The following is an 18,710-nucleotide window of genomic DNA, read 5'->3' as shown; positions in this document are numbered from 1 at the left end:
GTTATTAGTTTATATTCCTTTATTCCATTAACAGCACTGATAAAGTGCTGAATATCAAAATAAACATGACAGCTGGGGTATGTATGGGTTTTTCAATTGTACGTCGTCGAGTCGTTCTGGGTATGGTGGCGGTTGCATTGGCAACTGGCCTTAATGTGAAGTCTTACGCAGCCGGTTCTTTGTTAGATCAGGTCAAGGAGCGCGGCACTCTAATCGTAGGGCTGGAAGGGACTTATCCCCCGTTTAGCTTCCAAGGTGAAGATGGCAAGCTGACGGGCTTTGAAGTGGATTTTGCCAATGCACTGGCTCAACATATGGGCGTCAAAGCCAAAATCACTCCAACTAAATGGGATGGGATGCTGGCTTCACTGGAGTCCAAGCGTATTGATGTGGCGATAAACCAAGTCACCATTTCGGATGAGCGCAAGAAAAAATACGATTTCTCAACCCCGTATACAATCTCCGGTATTCAGGTGCTGACTAAAAAAGGCAACGAAGGCCAATTTAATAAACCCGAGGATTTGGAAGGTAAGAAAGTCGGGGTGGGTTTGGGTAGCAACTACGAACAGTGGTTACGTGACAATCTGAAAGGTGTTGATATTCGCACTTATGATGATGACCCAACTAAATATCAGGATCTGCGCGTAGGGCGGACTGATGCTATTTTAGTCGATCGGTTGGCTGCATTGGATCTGGTGAAGAAAACTAATGACACCCTTGCTGCCGCTGGCCCAGCATTTGCTCGCCAGGAATCGGGTGTAGCACTGCGTAAGAATAACCCTGAGTTATTAGCGGCAATCAATAAAGCGATTGCTGAGATGCAGGCAGATGGCACATTGGCCAAAATTTCTGAAAAATATTTTGGCGCGGACGTAACTAAATAATGCAAGAAAGTATTCAATTGGTGCTGGATTCAGCACCATTTTTATTGAAAGGTGCTTGGTTTACCCTCCAGCTGAGTCTGGGGGGAATGTTTTTTGGTCTGGCATTAGGTTTTATGTTGGCCATGATGCGGCTATCTCGCTTCCTGCCATTCTCACTCCTTTCTCGTTTTTACGTCTCCATTTTCCGTGGTACTCCGTTAATTGCCCAACTGTTTATGATTTACTACGGTTTACCGCAGTTTGGGATTGAACTGGACCCTATGCCAGCAGCCTTGATCGGCTTATCACTGAATACGGCGGCTTATACATCAGAGACATTGCGTGCTGCAATTTCATCGATTGAGAAAGGGCAGTGGGAAGCCGCAGCCAGTATCGGGATGACTCGTTGGCAAACACTTTATCGAGTGATATTGCCACAAGCAGGTCGAACAGCCTTGCCTCCATTGGGCAATAGCTTTATTGGCTTAGTCAAAGACACCTCTCTGGCAGCCACTATCCAGGTTCCCGAACTTTTCCGACAGGCACAATTAGTCACTTCCCGCACACTGGAAGTTTTCACTATGTATCTGGCGGCCTCGTTGATTTACTGGATTATGGCGACATTATTGTCAGCATTACAAAATCGACTGGAAGCACATGTTAATCGTCAGGATCAGGAGTAGCCATGAGTACCATCGACGTTAAAAAACTGACCAAACAGTTTAAAGGTCAACAGGTACTGCATGGTATCGATCTTGAGGTAAACAGTGGCGAAGTGGTGGCGATCATTGGGCCAAGCGGCTCTGGGAAAACAACGTTGCTACGTAGCATCAACCTGCTGGAGATCCCTGATTCGGGAATTATTCGAGTCGGTGATATCGAGATTGATGGCAGCATACCGATCAGTAAGCAGCAACGTCAGGTGCGAGCACTGCGCCAACAAGTGGGTTTTGTGTTTCAGAGCTTCAATTTATTTCCACACCGCTCGGTGCTGGAAAATATCATTGAAGGACCGGTGATAGTGAAGGGCGAAAAACGTGCCGAGGCTGAAAAACGGGCGCGCGAGTTGTTAGCAAAAGTTGGTTTAAGCGGTAAGGAAGATGCGTATCCTCGCCGTTTATCCGGTGGTCAGCAACAGCGCGTTGCTATTGCACGGGCATTGGCGATGCAACCTCAGGTTATTTTGTTTGATGAACCGACCTCGGCACTGGATCCTGAGCTAGTGGGAGAAGTATTAAATACTATCCGTGCACTGGCTGAAGAAAAGCGGACGATGGTTATTGTCACACATGAAATGAGTTTTGCCCGCGACGTCGCAGACCGAGCCATTTTTATGGATCACGGACGCATTGTAGAGCAAGGCCCGGCGAAAGCTTTGTTTGCTCATCCGCAACACGAACGTACTCGGCAGTTCCTTGATAAGTTCCTCAATAATCACTAAGCCGTTTGTTTTCTTGTGATAGCAATAAAAGTGGGGCGCGATAAGGTGGCCCCATTTTTATCTGATGTGTCTCTATTATAAGAAGGCTTCGAGTTTAAGACGATGAGCGGTTATTTTCACTTCTTTCATGCGGCCATGACCGGGTAAGACTTTTGGTTCAACCGTGACCAGCCCCGCTTTTTGCAAAATAGCCACATCGCGCGTGACAGCACTGCGGTCTCGTTTGAGTCGTGTTGAAAGAGAAGTAATAGAGCCGGGATACTTTTTGACTGCTCGCAGTAAAACAAGGCGAGCGGCACTTAACACACGCACCATTTCTAGTGGGTCTTCGAAGGTAATTGTATGCTCTGCGGGTAATGTTTGCCCGGTATCAGCTAATACAGCGAGTTGCTTACCCCGCTTGAAAAATTCATCTTCCGTTGCTGTTTTGATGACTAGCTTGTCCATTAACTTCTCCTTAGTGAAGTCCAATCCTTTTGAAAGCAATCCTCTATTTGTTCAAAGCTGACAAAATTAACCGCTTCAATGGCGCCTAAGTAATGGCGATGATGAAACCCGTGAGCATTGTCATAACCGATAACCCGACCATTATCACCCCGCGATAAACAGTGATTGATATAGGCTAAATTATAACGGGTAATGCTACCTGACCGGTCGGCCCATATCTCGCGGCGTAATTGACCATTACCGCGCCGGCTAGCAATTTGATGAGTCTCATCAATAATCTTTTTATCAGCCATGAATATAAATATCACCTCTGAAGGTTGCTGTATACAATATCTTCACTAAGAAGAAAGCTAGGCACACAAGTCGCTCAGTTGTTTGCTTGAATTAATAGTGAGTTAGGCATAGTAAAGTGACAAGAACACGAAGTTAGAGATGCGGAATGTTGCCAGAGAAAAAAAGGATTGTTGCGGTTTTGCACGCGACAGTGCGGGGCAACACGAGAAGTAAATTCTCACTATCAGGCAAATAATAAGGCCCGAAAGGGCCTTATTATGCTGACTAAATAATCGGAAATACGAAAAACTAGCCGATAGTCATCAAGCTGGCGTTCCCACCGGCTGCGGCAGTATTCACACTCAGTGAATGCTCAATTAACAAGCGCTCAAGCAGAATGTTGGTTTCGCCACGGGCAAAGCCTTGTACTGAGACAATTGGTCCATCAATTTGGGCTATTTGCTCACATAAGATGCGTAGCTGATCGGCATCTCCGTGATAGATAACGGCATCAAAGCTGATGTTGGCTGTTTGCCAATCTTGAGTAAGAGTAATGCAAGACTGCACTGCCGCCGGTAATTTTTTGAGCAAATCACGCTGTAGCGCATCTTCTAACCATAAGACATGACACCCGACAGCCAGCACGGCGGCCAATTGTGTCAGTGCGTCGGTTTCGTTATCTGCCAGACACAGCACGCGCTCACGGGGAAGCAGTGCATAAGTGTTACGCTCACCGGTCGGCCCCGGTAACAACCGGACGGTTCCACCTTGAGCTAACTCACCATAGCGCTGTGCCAGTTCAGTCAGCACATTGTTTTGCTGATCGCCAGCCCATTTGATCAATGCGTGATGCGCGGTTTGTAGCATTTCGCGACCAGAGACATTTTGCACGGTTTCATTATGCTGATGGGACAGTGTATTTGTCACCGCATCTTCCGGGCGGCTGCACAACAGGCGATACAGATAGAGTGGCCCACCGGCTTTCGGGCCAGTACCCGACAAACCTTCGCCACCAAATGGTTGTACGCCTACCACCGCACCGACCATGTTGCGGTTAACATACAGATTCCCCACTTTGGCTTTTTCCGTGATATGGGCAATGGTTTCATCAATACGAGTATGAATACCCAAGGTTAAACCATAACCCGAGGCGTTAATTTGATCGACTAACGCACTGAGATTCTGGCGCTGGAAGCGCACGACGTGCAGTACGGGGCCGAAAATCTCTTTTTGCAGCTCGTCAAAACTGTCCAGCTCTATCAAGGTTGGCTTGATAAAAGTGCCGCGTGCCCACTCTTTTTCATCCTGATTGTTGCCGCGTACCGCTTGATAAACTTTGCGTCCTTTGGCCCGCATGGCTTGAATATGGCGTTCAATACCCGCTTTGGCATCAGCATCGATAACTGGCCCGATATCTGTAGACAGGCGCTCAGGATTGCCCATGCGACATTCAGCCATTGCGCCACGTAGCATCTGCAAGGTATGTTCGGCAACATCATCCTGAATACAAAGGATGCGCAAAGCTGAGCAGCGCTGGCCTGCGCTGTCAAAAGCGGAGGCGACAACATCCGTCACCACCTGCTCGGTCAGGGCCGATGAGTCAACAATCATCGCATTGAGGCCACCGGTTTCAGCAATCAGTGGAGTAGGGCGGCCTTGAGGGTCAAGCCGGCCAGCAATGCTACGTTGTAAAATGCTCGCGACCTCTGTGGAACCGGTAAACATGACGCCGCGCACTCGATCATCGTTTACTAACGTCGCCCCAACACTGTCACCCTGTCCGGGGAGCAACTGCAAGACACCCTGCGGGATCCCGGCTTCGAGCAAAATCCGCACAGCCTGAGCGGCAACCAGTGGTGTTTGTTCAGCCGGTTTTGCCAACACACTATTACCAGCCGCTAAAGCAGCGGCAACCTGACCGGTAAATATAGCGAGCGGGAAGTTCCATGGACTAATACAGACTACCGGTCCGAGGGGGCGGTGGCTGTCATTGACAAAGTTATCACGCACCATCCCCGCGTAGTAATGAAGGAAATCAACGGCTTCACGCACTTCTGCTATGGCATTACTGAAGGTTTTACCGGCTTCACGCACCAGTATCCCCATCAATGTTTGCATTTGATTTTCCATCAGTTCAGCAGCGCGTATCAAAATAGCGGCGCGCTCAGCGGGTGGTGTAGCAAACCAAATCGCCCCGGCATTGGCGGCTGCATCCAAGGCCCGGCTGACCTCTTCTTTTGTTGCTTCACGCACGTAGCCGACAATATCGGTTGGCTCTGCAGGGTTGATCACGGGCAGATCAGCACCATCATCAAGCTCGGCATCAATGATTGGTTCAGCCCGCCAGACTTGGCTGGCACTGGTGAGCAAGGCACTGGAGAGCGAGGCCAGACGATGTTCGTTCGCCAAATCCAACCCACTGGAATTGGCGCGCTCTGTGCCGTACAGATCGCGTGGTAATGGAATACGTGGATGAGGTAATCCGAGTTGCCCTTCACTTGCGGCAATGGCTTCGACAGCACTGACGGGATCGGCGACTAATTCATCCAGCGGTAGAGTGGCATCGGCAATACGGTTAACAAACGAGGTATTCGCGCCGTTTTCCAGCAGGCGACGTACCAAATAGGCCAGCAAGGTTTCATGAGTACCCACTGGGGCATAAATACGGCATGGGCGGTTAAGTTTGCCCTCGGCAACTTTCCCGACCACTTGTTCATATAGGGGTTCACCCATGCCATGCAGGCATTGGAACTCATATTGTCCAGGATAGTAATTTTGCCCGGCAAGATGATAAATCGCCGATAATGTATGCGCGTTATGAGTCGCAAATTGCGGATAAATCAGGTTCGGCACGGCCAGTAATTTACGTGCGCAGGCCAAGTAAGAGACATCGGTATAAACTTTGCGGGTATAAACGGGATACCCCTCTAAGCCGTCCATTTGTGCGCGTTTAATTTCACTGTCCCAATATGCACCTTTAACCAAGCGAATCATCAGGCGGCGGCGACTGCGCTGGGCCATATCTATCACAGCATCTATGGTGAAAGGACAGCGCTTCTGGTATGCCTGAATAACAAAGCCAATACCATTCCAACCGGCTAACTTTGGCTCAAAGCAGAGTTTCTCCAGCAGATCGAGTGAGATTTCCAGACGATCGGCCTCTTCGGCATCAATATTAATCCCGATATCATACTGGCGAGCTTGCAAGGTGAGTGACAACAGTCGTGGATAAAGTTCCTCCATGACTCGCTCATATTGAGCGCGACTATAGCGGGGATGCAGCGCAGAAAGTTTGATTGAAATCCCAGGCCCTTCATAGATACCCCGACCATTTGAGGCTTTGCCGATGGCATGGATAGCCTGCTGATAGGAGAGCAGATAGGCTTGCGCATCCGCTTCTGTTAGTGCCGCTTCACCCAACATATCGTAAGAGTAGCGGAACCCTTTATCTTCCAGTTTACGGGCATTAGCCAATGCTTCTGCGATGGTTTCACCGGTCACGAATTGCTCGCCCATCAAGCGCATCGCCATATCTACGCCTTTGCGGATCAGCGGTTCGCCCCCTTTACCGATAATGCGATTTAAAGCGCTAGAGAGTTTGGCTTCATTGTGGGTAGAGACCAAATGGCCGGTAAATAGCAGGCCCCAAGTGGCGGCATTCACAAACATTGATGGGCTGCGGCCCAAATGAGAGTGCCAATTACCATTGCTGATTTTATCGCGGATCAGTGCGTCACGAGTGGGTTTATCCGGAATACGCAGCAGCGCTTCGGCCAGACACATCAGTGCCACACCCTCTTGTGACGACAGTGAAAACTCTTGCAGCAAGCCTTGCACTATCCCGGCACGACCATTGGCACTTTTTTGATTACGCAGTTTTTCGGCAATGGAATAAGCCAGCTTGTGTGTCGCTTGTGCTTGTTCTGCGGGTAAACGCGCCTGCTCCAATAACATAGGAATGGCTTCAGTCTCTGGACGACGATAAGCCGCAGTGATAGCCGCACGGGCAACAGATTGTGGCAGCACTTGTTCGGCAAAATCCAGGAATGGCTGGTGAGTACTTTCTGTGACTTGCGCCATCATGTCGTCCACTTCCTGAGAGGAAGACGCATGCGTTGTTGTCAGCTCTGGCAGTTCACTGTTACTTTCCAGCCGCTCCAAATAGTTAAAAATGGCCTGCTTAATTAACCAATGTGGTGTGCGGTCAATATTCTGTGCTGCGGCTTTAATACGGTCACGTGTCGCTTCATCGAGTTTCACGCCCATTGTGGTGCTAGCCATGCGGTCTATCTCCTTTAAGAAGGGGAGTTATGATTTTAATTCCGACAATATCAGGGATGTTGCAACTTTGTGCAACCTTGTTAAATGAAGGGCGTGTTTGAACTGTGAATTCAGTCTTGTTTTTAACAATTATTCATAAGTGATATTTGCTTGAATATTACGCATACACGTAGGGGTTGCTAATAATCTTAGGGGTTGTAAGGAGTTTGCCTAAGGTGTAACTCATTTTGTTATGCCGGGTATCACTGTCGACAGAGGTTAATGTGATGCAGGGTGAATTTTTTGTAAAAATTTTGTTTAAATTGTTGTGAGTGGAGAAAAGAGTCCACTAGGATAGCAACCGCAAATGACGGTTTGCTCGCAAATAGTTGTACTGGTAGTTTATTAACGCTTTCGCGTTCATCTCCGGTGCAATTTTACATCAATCGGGTATAAAGCATGACGCCGCGTTAGGCGAGAAGAACTAAAAATAGCGGGATCAATTAAAACGATAATACGCACTATGGAGACGTTGCATGACCATGAACACGCCGATGCTGGTGACTTTTTTAGTTTACATATTTGGGATGATACTTATTGGTCTCATGGCCTACCGGGCAACGAATAACTTTGATGATTATATTCTGGGAGGTCGAAGTTTAGGCAGTGTTGTAACCGCACTGTCTGCAGGTGCTTCCGATATGAGCGGTTGGTTATTAATGGGATTGCCGGGGGCGATTTTCCTATCCGGTATTTCCGAGAGTTGGATAGCTATTGGTTTGACCATTGGTGCTTATCTTAACTGGAAATTAGTGGCTGGTCGTTTGCGCGTTCATACGGAAGCCAATAATAATGCTCTGACACTCCCCGATTATTTCACCAGCCGTTTTGAAGACAAAAGCAAGTTACTGCGGGTTATCTCTGCGGTGGTTATCTTAGTCTTCTTTACTATTTACTGTGCTTCAGGGGTTGTTGCTGGTGCACGTTTATTTGAAAGTACTTTTGGCATGAGTTATGGCACTGCATTGTGGGCCGGTGCTGCTGCGACCATTGCTTATACCTTCATCGGTGGTTTTTTGGCTGTGAGTTGGACAGACACCGTGCAGGCAACATTGATGATTTTCGCCTTGATTTTGACACCCATTATCGTCATTTTGGCGGTGGGTGGCATCGATACCTCAATGATGGTGATTGCAGCGAAAAATCCTGCCAACATTGATATGTTTAAAGGGTTGAATCTGGTTGCTATCCTTTCTCTGCTGGGCTGGGGGTTGGGTTATTTTGGTCAGCCACACATTCTGGCACGCTTTATGGCGGCAGACTCTCATCGTACTATCCGTAGTGCTCGCCGCATCAGTATGACGTGGATGATCTTGTGCCTGGCGGGGACTATCGCGGTAGGCTTCTTTGGTATCGCTTATTTTGAAAACCATCCAGAACAAGCCGGAAGTGTGACGCAAAACGGTGAGCGTGTCTTCATTGAGCTAGCCAAGTTGCTGTTTAATCCGTGGATCGCCGGTATTTTGCTGTCGGCCATTCTGGCGGCCGTCATGAGCACCTTAAGCTGCCAGCTACTGGTGTGCTCCAGTGCTTTGACAGAAGATCTGTACAAAGCTTTCTTGCGTAAAAAAGCCAGCCAGAAGGAGTTAGTGTGGGTGGGGCGCGCCATGGTGTTGTTGGTCGCGTTAATTGCCATCGCGTTGGCAGCAGATCCTAATAACCGTGTTCTTGGTTTGGTGAGCTATGCATGGGCAGGATTCGGTGCGGCATTTGGCCCAGTGGTATTGATTTCAGTAATGTGGCCACGCATGACCCGCAATGGTGCACTGGCGGGGATGCTGATTGGTGCGATTACGGTGATTGTTTGGAAGCAATATGCATGGTTAGATTTATACGAAATCATCCCAGGTTTCTTGTTCGCCAGCATTGCTATTGTGGTCGTTAGCTTGTTGGGCAGCACGCCGAGCAATGCTATTACCGAGCGTTTCCGCAATGCAGAAGCCGAGTTTAAAACTATCTAATTATGGACTTGCCATCTCTTTGATATAACGACGCGGCTGGTTTAACGTCTAATTAAAAAGCTCCCGATAAAATAGGGGGCTTTTTTTGTGTTTTTATGACAAAGAATCTAACTCAATATTAATGATGAACGAATTTGTATCCTGATGAATTTGTTTGTTATTTAACGTGGCAGAAACAACTTGCCACAGTTTGTTTAACAATATTCTTATTCAACCCCTTGAATTTCTTTTTGCCAGAATGATAATCACTATCGTTTTACTTATCTTTACGTTTACTGACACTGTCTATAATCATAGATCTCTACCGACAGCCATACCCATTAGGGGTGCATAGCATGTTTGTCCCATTTCTTATTATGTTTCGTGAGGGGCTGGAGGCGGCTCTAATTGTTAGCCTAATTGCCAGCTATCTTAAACGTACTCAACGCGGTCAATGGATGGGGGCGGTATGGATTGGCGTTATCACCGCCGCAGCATTGTGCCTCGCTATCGGTATCTTTATTAACGAAACCACCGGTGAGTTTCCACAGAAACAGCAAGAACTGTTTGAAGGGATTATCGCTGTGGTCGCCGTTTGCATATTAACCTATATGGTTTTTTGGATGCGCAAAGTATCCAAGTCAGTCAAAGTTCATTTAGAAGGGGCGATTGATACTGCACTAAATTCAGGGCGTCGTCAGGGATGGGCATTAGTGGCCATGGTGTTTTTCGCTGTTGCTCGCGAAGGTCTTGAATCCGTTTTCTTCTTATTGGCGGCATTCCAGCAGGATGTTGGTATTGGTGCGCCTATTGGTGCGATATTAGGCTTGGTATGTGCCATTTTAGTCGGCATGGCTATCTACTGGGGTGGTATCAAATTACATCTGGCGAAATTCTTTAAATGGACCAGCCTGTTTATTCTTTTTGTCGCCGCTGGTCTGGCCGCAGGAGCAATCAGGGCCTTCCATGAAGCCGGCCTGTGGAATCATTTCCAAGATATCGCATTTGATTTAACCAATGTACTCACCACTCATTCACTACTGGGCACTTTCCTTGAAGGTATGTTTGGCTATCAGGAAGCCCCGAGCGTCAGTGAAGTGGCCGTCTATTTCCTCTATCTGATTCCGGCATTGATTTTCTTTTTCCTTCCACCTCGCACTACGGCGGCCTCAACCGCACCTGCTGCGCGGAAAACTAACTAATAATTCAGGGATTTATCACATGTCTAACCGGTTTTTCCGTCGTACCGCTTTACACGCCGCTTTATTGGCTTTGCCTGCTATGGTCATTAGTGCGCAGGCGGCTGATATTCCACAGGTTAAGATCACGGTTAATGATAAACAGTGCGAGCCAATGGCGCTGTCGATCCCTGCCGGCAAAACGCAGTTCATCGTCCATAACGTGAGCCAAAAAGGTTTGGAGTGGGAGATCCTCAAAGGGGTCATGGTGGTTGAGGAACGTGAGAATATCGCCCCAGGTTTTACCCAGAAGATGACGGCAAATCTGGAACCGGGTGAATACGACATGACCTGTGGCTTGCTGAGTAACCCGAAAGGTAAATTGACCGTCACCGCTGCGGCGGGCTCTGAGGTGGCGGTGAAACCTGATGCTATGGCACTGGTTGGTCCGATTGCCGAATACAAAGTCTATGTCACACAAGAAGTCGCTCAATTAGTGACACAAACTAAAGCCTTTACGGATGCAGTGAAAAAAGGTGATTTAGCGTTGGCTCGTAAACTCTATGCGCCAACTCGTCAACATTATGAGCGTATTGAGCCGATTGCTGAATTGTTCTCTGATTTGGATGGCAGTATTGATGCCCGTGAAGATGATTTTGAACAAAAAGCGGCCGATCCGAAATTTACGGGTTTCCACCGTTTAGAGAAAATCCTATTTGGTGATAACACCACCAAAGGCGCTGATAAATTTGCCGATCAACTGTATCAAGACACTTTGGAGCTGCAAAAGCGTATTAGTGGCCTGACATTTGCGCCGAACAAAGTGGTGGGCGGTGCGGCTGGTTTAATTGAGGAAGTGGCGGCCAGTAAAATCAGTGGTGAAGAAGATCGCTACAGTCGTACTGATTTGTGGGACTTCCAAGCCAACGTAGATGGTGCACAGAAAATTGTAAATCTGCTGCGGCCATTGCTGGAGAAAGCCGATAAACCGCTGCTGGGAAAAATTGACGCCAACTTCAAAACTGTTGATAGCATTTTGGCAAAATATCGCACCAAAGATGGCTATGAGTCTTATGAGAAGTTAACTGATGCCGACCGCAATGCATTGAAAGGGCCAATTACGGCACTGGCAGAAGACCTTGCGCAGCTTCGTGGTGTATTAGGTCTGGATTGAGGCACGAAGATGAGTAAGAAAATCGGTCCGCAAAACGGGCCGTATCAGCAAGACAGCGGGGCGGCTTTGCCGTCCCGTCGACGTTTATTGCTTGGTATGGGCATGATGAGTGGCGCATTGGCTCTGGGCGGTGCAAAAATAGCACGCGCGGCGGATTGTCCAGCACCTGAGGCGGCACTTGCTCAGGATGAACGTTGGCAGAAACAGCCATTTTACGGCCAGCATCAATCTGGGGTTCTGACCCCACAGCAGGCAGCAATGATGCTGGTGGCATTTGATGTGCTGGCAACTGACAACGCGGCATTGATCCGGTTATTTAAGTTGTTGACCGAGCGCATTGCTTTTCTGACCACCGGTGGGCATGCGCCGTCAGTCAATGCCAAATTGCCACCATTGGATTCAGGCATTATGGGGCCAGAAATTTACCCTGATAATTTGACGATGACGGTATCGGTCGGAGACTCGTTGTTTGATGAGCGTTTTGGCTTGCAGCAGCACAAACCATTGCGGCTTCAGAAGATGACCCGTTTCCCTAATGATTCGCTGGATGCCAGTTTGTGTCATGGCGATATCTTGCTGCAAATTTGCGCCAATACCAATGAAACCGTGATCCACGCCCTGAGAGATATTATCAAACACTCGCCGGATCTTCTCAGTGTTCGCTGGAAGCGAGAGGGCTTTATCTCTGCCCATTCGGCCCGCAGTAAAGGTAAAGAGACACCGATTAATCTGTTGGGCTTTAAAGATGGGACGGCAAACCCGAAAACCAGTGATAAGCCTTTAATCAATCAGGTGGTATGGGTGTCGGAGAATGCGGGCGAACCGGCGTGGGCTGTCGGGGGAAGTTATCAAGCCGCCCGGATTATCCGCTTTAAAGTGGAGTTTTGGGACAGAACGCCGTTGCAAGAACAGCAAACAATCTTTGGCCGCGATAAACACAGCGGGGCACCTTTGGGAATGGCCCATGAACATGATGAGCCGGACTACAGCAAAGACCCCGATGGAAAAGTGATCAAATTGGATGCGCATATCCGTCTGGCGAATCCACGCACGACTGAAACCCAAAGTAATTTGATGTTACGTCGTGGCTATAGCTATTCACTGGGTGTATCAAATTCTGGGCAATTAGATATGGGGCTGCTGTTTGTGTGCTATCAATCTGATTTGGAAAAAGCCTTTCTCACGGTGCAAAAACGGCTAAATGGTGAGGCGCTAGAGGAGTATGTCAAACCTATTGGCGGGGGCTATTTCTTCACCTTGCCAGGGGTAGTTGATACTCACCACTATCTGGCGCAAGGTTTGCTTGAGGCTTAATGTTTCCGTTTGAAAAATAGCACCGCTTTTACGCGGTGCTTTTATTTTTTATAGCAACTTAACTTTTTAATTTTGCAGTGATTTTTGCTACATGTTCACCTTGGAAACGAGCGATAGCCAGTTCTTCAGCACTTGGCTGGCGGGAACCATCGCCACCGGCAATCGTGGTTGCGCCATAGGGAGTACCACCACGGGTCTGCGAAACGTCAAATAATTCTTTCGCGCCATAACCGATTGGCACAATGATAAAACCGTGATGTGCCAGAGTGGTCCAAGTGGAAGTGATAGTGTGCTCTTGCCCGCCGCCGGTGCCAGTAGAAGAGAATACGCTAGCGACTTTGCCGTACAGCGCACCAGATGCCCACAAGCCACCGGTTTGATCGAGGAATGTCCGCATCTGCCCAGCCATATTACCAAAGCGGGTTGGTGTACCGAAAATGATGCCGTCGTAATCGGCCAGTTCTTGTGGCGTAGCCACGGGCGCTTTTTGGTCAGTTTTACCGCCAGCTTTGGCGAAAGCGTCGGCAGGCATGGTTTCCGGCACGCGCTTGATAGTCACTTCGACACCGCTGACCTTTTTGGCACCTTCAGCTATTGCGCCAGCAAGTGTCTCGATATGTCCATACATGGAATAATAAAGCACTAAAATTTTCGCCATCTCGCTTCGCTCCCATCAAGGTTATTAAATAATACTGATATTGAATGATGCTGATGATGTATTCATAGTCGCTGATTATGATACTTATTAACAATACGCCAATACAACCAAGCTGCAAGATTGACCGCACAGAAGGTGCACGAAGTGGGAGGATAATTTGGTCCTCCTGACTTTTCAGATCTTACGACAAATGACGTAACTTTTTTTGCAGGCGTTTTTGCTGCCAGCGTTCCAACCAGTTACCCAAGACGAACGTATTTATTGCCCGCAAACCCAATGGGATGCTTAGCCCAAGCACCACCCACCACGCCCATATATAGCTGGGGGAGGTAAACCAGTTAATCGCAAACAGGACGGCGCAGAGGATGACGGCTCGCAATAATTGGCGTAGGAAAGCCATTTCATTTTCAACAGCATCCCGTGCATCCAGCACTCTCTGATCAACAGCATCTACCGGCACATCTTGTGGCTGGCTCGCCTCGGGTGAGTAGAGTTCGCTTGCTTTTAAATCAAAAACCGCCGCAATGGCACCCAAAGTCTCAAGACTGGCTTGTTCACCATTCTCTATCCGTTGGATAGTGCGCACACTGAGGCCACAAAGTTCCGCTAATTGCTCTTGTGACCAAGCTCGGGCTTGGCGTAATTCACGAATACGGTAAAGATTCATATTAAGCTCTCCAGGGGGAAGGTATCCCAACAACCCTATGTGCAAGCATGTCACAGCACCACGACAGCAACCAGACAGCAATATGACATGAAGCAGACAGCCTATCTGGTGGTTAATTATCTAACTATCTCAGCCTAAATTATCTTCAAGCTATTGGGGTATTTATCACAGTTACTGGCCATTTACATTGACAGCGCTGGGGGCGAGTAATAATTTTAATGATAGTAAAACTCCATTTTAAATATAAATATGGAGTTTTGTTTTCCTGATTATCGCCAAACACAAACCACTCAACTTATTGATCAATGAGGAACACCGTCAATGACTCAAATACCCCATCAATATAAGAAACCCTTAAATACAAAAACAGTTTTGTTTAGCGCCTTGGCGCTCATGGTTTCGTTCTCAGTGCCTTATGCCAATGCAGAGCGCTATCCAGATGTGCCTGTTCCCTTTAAGTATGGTACTGGTGCGCGAATAGATAACAATTTATATATTGGCCTGGGTAGCGCAGGTCAGTCGTGGTATCGCCTTGATACAAATAAAACCAGCGGCGGTTGGCAAAAGATAGCGGATTTCCCCGGTCAACCGCGCGAACAGGCCGTTACCGTTGCACTGGATGGGAAATTGTATGTCTTTGGTGGTGTGGGTAAAAATAGCGCCAGTGACACTCAGGTGCGTGCACTCAATGATGCTTATCAGTTTGATCCGCAAACCAATCAATGGCAGCGATTGGCAACACGTGCGCCTCGTGGTTTGGTCGGGACGGTAGCGACCACCTTAGATGGCTCTCAAGCGCTATTATTGGGCGGGGTAAATAAGGCTATTTTTGACGGTTATTTCGCTGACCTTGCCGCCGCGGGAAGTCATGAGACACAGAAAAACGCGGTTATTGATGCGTATTTTGAGCAAGCTCCCGCCGACTATTTCTATAACCGCGATGTACTGATTTACGATCCGGTTAAAAATCAATGGAAAAGCGGTGGTCAGGTGCCGTTTCTAGGTACGGCGGGATCGGCAATCACTGTTATGAATGACAATTTGATATTAATAAATGGTGAGATTAAGCCTGGCCTGCGGACCGCGGCTGTATGGCAGGGGAAAAAGCAAGGGGCCGAACTGGCGTGGCAACAACAGCCTGACTTAGTGAGTGCTGAAAAAGGTGTCGCCCAAGAAGGATTGGCTGGGGCATTTTCTGGTAGCAGCCAGAATGTGATTCTGGTGGCGGGAGGCGCTAATTTTCCCGGTGCTTGGAAACAATTTAATGCAGGGCAGTTATATGCGCATAAAGGGCTAAAAAAACAGTGGCAACAACCCATTTATGCACGAGTGAATAATCAATGGCAGATGGCAGGTAAATTGCCTCAACCATTGGGGTACGGTGTTTCTATTCAAGCTGGTGATAAGTTGATTTTAGTGGGGGGAGAAACCACCGGCGGTGTTGCAACATCAGCAGTGACACAAATGTCCTGGCAAGGTAATCAGCTACATATCGAGTAAATCAGCGGACAGAATGATGTGAGTAACGCTCTGTATTGAGCTTTAGGGCATAATACCAGAGCGTTATGGCACAATGTTGGCACGCCTGTTTGCGTAAGCTAGCCACTGACCTTACAGGAGAATGAACATGAAAAAAATAGCACTGTCTTTGGCTATCATGGCGGTTTCATTATCGGCTCAGGCGCAGACTTTTAGCGTAAAAAGCAGCGATATGTCACAAAGTAAGCCTTTGCAAAACCAACAAGTGTTTAACGGATTTGGCTGCACTGGTGAAAATCAATCTCCACAGCTTTCGTGGCAGGGAGCGCCAGCGGAAACAAAGAGCTTTGCCATCACGGCTTATGATCCTGATGCGCCAACAGGCAGCGGCTGGTGGCATTGGACAGTGGTGAACATTCCTGCCAATGTCCATGAATTGCCCACCAATGCAGGACAGCGTACAGAGGCTGCGCCAGCAAACAATAGCACTTTACCTCAGGGGGCAATTCAGGGCCGCAATGATTTTGGTTATGCTGGATTTGGGGGGGCCTGCCCACCGGCAGGAGATAAACCTCATCGTTATCAGTTTACGGTTTGGGCATTGAAAACGGATAAATTACCGTTGGATAGTGAAGCCAGTGGTGCGTTGGTGGGCTTTATGCTCAACAGCAATGTTATTGCGAAAGCCGAACTGGTTGCCACCTATGGCCGTTAACTGTTAACCCAAGAGCAGAGATATGTCGCAGATAAACCATAGCCAGATAGCTATTTCCAGTGCTGAAATTGTTGCCCGTCGCGCGCACACCTTGCATCGGGTAACGGTGTTTTCACCTGCGCTATGCCATGTTCGCCAAGGCAGTAAATTGGTGCAATGGGGGGAGCAAGCCGCTAATGCAGGGCAATCAACACTTATTTTGTTCCCTGCCGGAGCCGAAGTCAGCATTGCTAATACGCCAGAACATGGTCATTACTGCTCTGATATGGTTTATCTGTCGCCGACGCTAATACGCCAGTTTCGTCAGTGGTACGGTGCGCAGTCTGCGGCACCGGTAACATCAGCTTCTTTATGTGTGCCTTTAGATGTAAATACCCGCAGAGCTTGGGAGAGTTTGTTACTCAATCTCAAAAATCAGGTGCCGGATGTGCTGTCGCAGCACTCGGCCATGGGGGTTTTATTGGCGCTGAGTCTGGGCGGACATGCAGGCCCTCTACTTATCGATCGTCGCGATAAATTGGCTGAACAGGTGCAACAAATTTTCTTGCTCGATCCCGCCCGTGACTGGAGTGTGAGTGATGTCGCCCAATCACTGCATATGGGCAATTCTACCTTGCGGCGCAAGTTGATGCAGGAGGAACGGCAGTTTCGCGTCATTCTGGAAGACGTGCGTATGGGATGTGCGCTCAATGCGTTACAAACCACATCACTCTCAATCGGGGAGATTGCCGCACAACACGGGTACATTTCGCCGTCCCGCTTTACCTCACGCTTTCAGCAGCATTTTGGTTTAACCCCGAGCCGATTACGTGAAGCAATTACCGCCCCTTAGCTTACTGTGACGAAATAACCTTACTCTCCGCCAATCCTGAGCAGAGAATAAGGGATAACCATCACTAGCTGTCTTGTGGCAATGGCTTACCGTCACGGCCTAGTTGCGGTAGTGCTTTACGGCGTTGCAGCAGCGCATTCAGCAATATTGCACCGAACGTCGCTGTGCCGATGCCTCCGAGGGTAAAGCTGCCCAGAGTGAGCGCGAAGTTCCCTGCGCCTAATACCAGCGTCACCGCAACCATAATCAAGTTACCGTTATCACTGAGGTCGACTTTGTTTTGTACCCAGATACGCGCTCCGGCGACGGCGATCAGCCCAAAGACCACAATAGATGCGCCGCCCAATACTGGACCAGGAATGGTGTGAATCAATGCGCCAAACTTAGGTGAAAAGCCCAATAAAATCGCCACCAGTGCCGCAGCCACAAAGACGAGTGTGGAATAGATTTTAGTCACGGCCATCACACCAATATTCTCGGCATAAGTGGTGACGCCGGTGCCGCCAACAGAGCCGGATAACATGGTTGCTAGCCCGTCACCGACAAAAGCACGCCCCATATAAGGGTCCAAATTTTGCCCCGTCATTCCGGCAACGGCTTTAATGTGCCCTAAATTTTCTGCCACTAAAATGACTGCGACGGGGGCTATGAGTAACATGGCATGGGCATCAAATACCGGGGCCGTGAATTGTGGCCATCCCAACCAAGCCGCTTGACTGATGGGACCGAAATCAACCGGCGTACCCCAACCGAAACCATTACTGACAATCAGATAGATAGCATAGGACAGAATCAGGCCAACCAAAATCAGCAGACGTTGAATCATTCCTCGGGTAAATACGGCAACCACGCCAATACATAAGATAGTCACGACCGCCATCCAACTGTTAAATGACGAGCCGGAGACACTATTAACCGCGATGGGTGCCAGATTTAAACCAATGGCCATCACCACCGCACCCGTGACCACCGGCGGCATCAAGCGCTCAATCCAGCGAGTACCGACACTCATCACAATAAAACCAATCAGTGTATAAATCGCCCCACAGGCAATAATTCCGCCTAATGCCAAGGCAATATTGGGATTAGGGCCGCTACCGGTATAGCCGGTAATGGCAATAACCAATCCAACAAAGGCAGCACTGGAGCCGAGGTAGCTGGGAACACGGCCACCGACAATCAGGAAAAATAGCAACGTGCCGATACCGGACATCAAAATAGCCAAATTGGCATCAAACCCCATCAATAAGGGCATCAGCACTGTTGCGCCAAACATCGCCACAGCATGTTGCAGCCCCATTATCAATGTTGATCCTAACGGGAGTCGCTCATCAGGAGCAATAATGGCTCCGTCCAAATTGCCGCTACGTTTACGCCATATTGGAAACCAGCTATTCGCCATAATGTAC

Annotated in this window: 16 protein-coding genes; 10 read left to right on the top strand and 6 right to left on the bottom strand. The window is 48.6% G+C overall.

The annotated features are described in order from the left end of the window. The first annotated feature begins 83 nt into the window (after positions 1–83). From tcyJ to tcyN, 3 genes are read left to right on the top strand one after another with little or no spacing between them, the layout of a single operon-like run. Positions 84–884, top strand: coding sequence for a cystine ABC transporter substrate-binding protein (gene tcyJ, locus ACIOG0_RS13240; RefSeq protein ID WP_050098326.1), 801 nt, complete (start codon positions 84–86; stop codon positions 882–884). Continuing rightward, positions 884–1,546, top strand: a complete 663-nt coding sequence (tcyL, locus tag ACIOG0_RS13235; protein ID WP_032910792.1) for a cystine ABC transporter permease — start codon at positions 884–886, stop codon at positions 1,544–1,546. Before tcyJ ends, tcyL begins: the two co-directional genes overlap by 1 nt. A 2-nt stretch (positions 1,547–1,548) precedes the next feature. Further along, positions 1,549–2,304 carry an L-cystine ABC transporter ATP-binding protein TcyN gene (gene tcyN / locus ACIOG0_RS13230; protein ID WP_050098325.1) on the top strand — a complete coding sequence of 252 codons (756 nt, stop codon included), beginning with the start codon at positions 1,549–1,551 and terminating at the stop codon, positions 2,302–2,304. Between the two features lie 75 nt (positions 2,305–2,379). Here tcyN and ACIOG0_RS13225 read toward each other — a convergent pair whose 3' ends face one another. The 3 genes from ACIOG0_RS13225 to putA all read right to left on the bottom strand — a co-directional run bounded on the left by ACIOG0_RS13225 (position 2,380) and on the right by putA (position 7,305). Then, positions 2,380–2,751, bottom strand: a complete 372-nt coding sequence (locus tag ACIOG0_RS13225) for a MarR family transcriptional regulator (protein WP_050098324.1) — start codon at positions 2,749–2,751, stop codon at positions 2,380–2,382. Further along, positions 2,751–3,044 (bottom strand): DUF6516 family protein, encoded by a 294-nt coding sequence (locus ACIOG0_RS13220; protein WP_050098323.1) that lies wholly within the window; start codon positions 3,042–3,044, stop codon positions 2,751–2,753. The genes ACIOG0_RS13225 and ACIOG0_RS13220 overlap by 1 nt, the downstream gene beginning before the upstream one ends. Positions 3,045–3,333: 289 nt before the next feature. Then, positions 3,334–7,305 (bottom strand): trifunctional transcriptional regulator/proline dehydrogenase/L-glutamate gamma-semialdehyde dehydrogenase, encoded by a 3,972-nt coding sequence (putA, locus tag ACIOG0_RS13215; RefSeq protein WP_145582030.1) that lies wholly within the window; start codon positions 7,303–7,305, stop codon positions 3,334–3,336. Positions 7,306–7,820: 515 nt separating this feature from the next. Here putA and putP point away from each other — a divergent pair. The 4 genes from putP to efeB all read left to right on the top strand — a co-directional run bounded on the left by putP (position 7,821) and on the right by efeB (position 12,950). After that, on the top strand, positions 7,821–9,305 hold the full coding sequence (gene putP / locus ACIOG0_RS13210; RefSeq protein WP_050098321.1) for a sodium/proline symporter PutP: 1,485 nt from the start codon (positions 7,821–7,823) through the stop codon (positions 9,303–9,305). Positions 9,306–9,640: 335 nt separating this feature from the next. Then, entirely contained in the window at positions 9,641–10,486 is an 846-nt protein-coding gene (gene efeU, locus ACIOG0_RS13205; RefSeq protein ID WP_128451025.1) for an iron uptake transporter permease EfeU, read from the top strand. Between the two features lie 19 nt (positions 10,487–10,505). Continuing rightward, on the top strand, positions 10,506–11,636 hold the full coding sequence (efeO, locus tag ACIOG0_RS13200) for an iron uptake system protein EfeO (RefSeq protein ID WP_128451024.1): 1,131 nt from the start codon (positions 10,506–10,508) through the stop codon (positions 11,634–11,636). Between the two features lie 9 nt (positions 11,637–11,645). Further along, positions 11,646–12,950 carry an iron uptake transporter deferrochelatase/peroxidase subunit gene (gene efeB / locus ACIOG0_RS13195; RefSeq protein WP_128451023.1) on the top strand — a complete coding sequence of 435 codons (1,305 nt, stop codon included), beginning with the start codon at positions 11,646–11,648 and terminating at the stop codon, positions 12,948–12,950. A 58-nt stretch (positions 12,951–13,008) separates the two neighbouring features. On the opposite strand, the gene wrbA is transcribed toward efeB, so the two are convergent. Both wrbA and ACIOG0_RS13185 read right to left on the bottom strand, forming a co-directional pair. Beyond that, a complete protein-coding gene (gene wrbA, locus ACIOG0_RS13190) occupies positions 13,009–13,608 on the bottom strand; it encodes an NAD(P)H:quinone oxidoreductase (RefSeq protein ID WP_050098317.1) in 600 nt (199 codons plus the stop codon). Positions 13,609–13,789: 181 nt separating this feature from the next. Further along, positions 13,790–14,275 (bottom strand): helix-turn-helix domain-containing protein, encoded by a 486-nt coding sequence (locus ACIOG0_RS13185; protein ID WP_050098316.1) that lies wholly within the window; start codon positions 14,273–14,275, stop codon positions 13,790–13,792. A 321-nt stretch (positions 14,276–14,596) separates the two neighbouring features. On the opposite strand from ACIOG0_RS13185, the gene ACIOG0_RS13180 reads away from it, so the two are divergent. The 3 genes from ACIOG0_RS13180 (at position 14,597) to ACIOG0_RS13170 (ending at position 17,301) form a co-directional block, all read left to right on the top strand. Beyond that, positions 14,597–15,775, top strand: coding sequence for an N-acetylneuraminate epimerase (locus ACIOG0_RS13180; protein ID WP_128451022.1), 1,179 nt, complete (start codon positions 14,597–14,599; stop codon positions 15,773–15,775). A 127-nt stretch (positions 15,776–15,902) separates the two neighbouring features. Then, positions 15,903–16,469 (top strand): kinase inhibitor, encoded by a 567-nt coding sequence (locus ACIOG0_RS13175; RefSeq protein WP_050098314.1) that lies wholly within the window; start codon positions 15,903–15,905, stop codon positions 16,467–16,469. 22 nt (positions 16,470–16,491) lie between these two features. After that, positions 16,492–17,301, top strand: a complete 810-nt coding sequence (locus tag ACIOG0_RS13170) for an AraC family transcriptional regulator (RefSeq protein WP_128451021.1) — start codon at positions 16,492–16,494, stop codon at positions 17,299–17,301. Positions 17,302–17,365: 64 nt separating this feature from the next. Here the strand turns inward: ACIOG0_RS13170 and rutG are convergent, their stop codons facing one another. Beyond that, complete coding sequence (rutG, locus tag ACIOG0_RS13165) at positions 17,366–18,703, bottom strand: pyrimidine utilization transport protein G (protein WP_050296409.1); 1,338 nt, start codon at positions 18,701–18,703, stop codon at positions 17,366–17,368. Positions 18,704–18,710 lie beyond the last annotated feature (7 nt).

It is taken from the genome of Yersinia vastinensis (genome assembly GCF_044905075.1).
Lineage (GTDB): Bacteria > Pseudomonadota > Gammaproteobacteria > Enterobacterales > Enterobacteriaceae > Yersinia > Yersinia vastinensis.
The sequence above is the reverse complement of the archived record's forward strand: the minus strand, read 5'-3'. Positions and strand labels throughout refer to the sequence as shown.

Excerpts from the sequence above, each read along its gene's own strand:
- tcyJ (WP_050098326.1), top strand. The coding sequence starts at position 84 with ATGGGTTTTTCAATTGTACGTCGTCGAGTCGTTCTGGGTATGGTGGCG.
- tcyL (WP_032910792.1), top strand. The coding sequence starts at position 884 with ATGCAAGAAAGTATTCAATTGGTGCTGGATTCAGCACCATTTTTATTG.
- tcyN (WP_050098325.1), top strand. The coding sequence starts at position 1,549 with ATGAGTACCATCGACGTTAAAAAACTGACCAAACAGTTTAAAGGTCAA.
- ACIOG0_RS13225 (WP_050098324.1), bottom strand. The coding sequence starts at position 2,751 with ATGGACAAGCTAGTCATCAAAACAGCAACGGAAGATGAATTTTTCAAG.
- ACIOG0_RS13220 (WP_050098323.1), bottom strand. The coding sequence starts at position 3,044 with ATGGCTGATAAAAAGATTATTGATGAGACTCATCAAATTGCTAGCCGG.
- putA (WP_145582030.1), bottom strand. The coding sequence starts at position 7,305 with ATGGCTAGCACCACAATGGGCGTGAAACTCGATGAAGCGACACGTGAC.
- putP (WP_050098321.1), top strand. The coding sequence starts at position 7,821 with ATGACCATGAACACGCCGATGCTGGTGACTTTTTTAGTTTACATATTT.
- efeU (WP_128451025.1), top strand. The coding sequence starts at position 9,641 with ATGTTTGTCCCATTTCTTATTATGTTTCGTGAGGGGCTGGAGGCGGCT.
- efeO (WP_128451024.1), top strand. The coding sequence starts at position 10,506 with ATGTCTAACCGGTTTTTCCGTCGTACCGCTTTACACGCCGCTTTATTG.
- efeB (WP_128451023.1), top strand. The coding sequence starts at position 11,646 with ATGAGTAAGAAAATCGGTCCGCAAAACGGGCCGTATCAGCAAGACAGC.
- wrbA (WP_050098317.1), bottom strand. The coding sequence starts at position 13,608 with ATGGCGAAAATTTTAGTGCTTTATTATTCCATGTATGGACATATCGAG.
- ACIOG0_RS13185 (WP_050098316.1), bottom strand. The coding sequence starts at position 14,275 with ATGAATCTTTACCGTATTCGTGAATTACGCCAAGCCCGAGCTTGGTCA.
- ACIOG0_RS13180 (WP_128451022.1), top strand. The coding sequence starts at position 14,597 with ATGACTCAAATACCCCATCAATATAAGAAACCCTTAAATACAAAAACA.
- ACIOG0_RS13175 (WP_050098314.1), top strand. The coding sequence starts at position 15,903 with ATGAAAAAAATAGCACTGTCTTTGGCTATCATGGCGGTTTCATTATCG.
- ACIOG0_RS13170 (WP_128451021.1), top strand. The coding sequence starts at position 16,492 with ATGTCGCAGATAAACCATAGCCAGATAGCTATTTCCAGTGCTGAAATT.
- rutG (WP_050296409.1), bottom strand. The coding sequence starts at position 18,703 with ATGGCGAATAGCTGGTTTCCAATATGGCGTAAACGTAGCGGCAATTTG.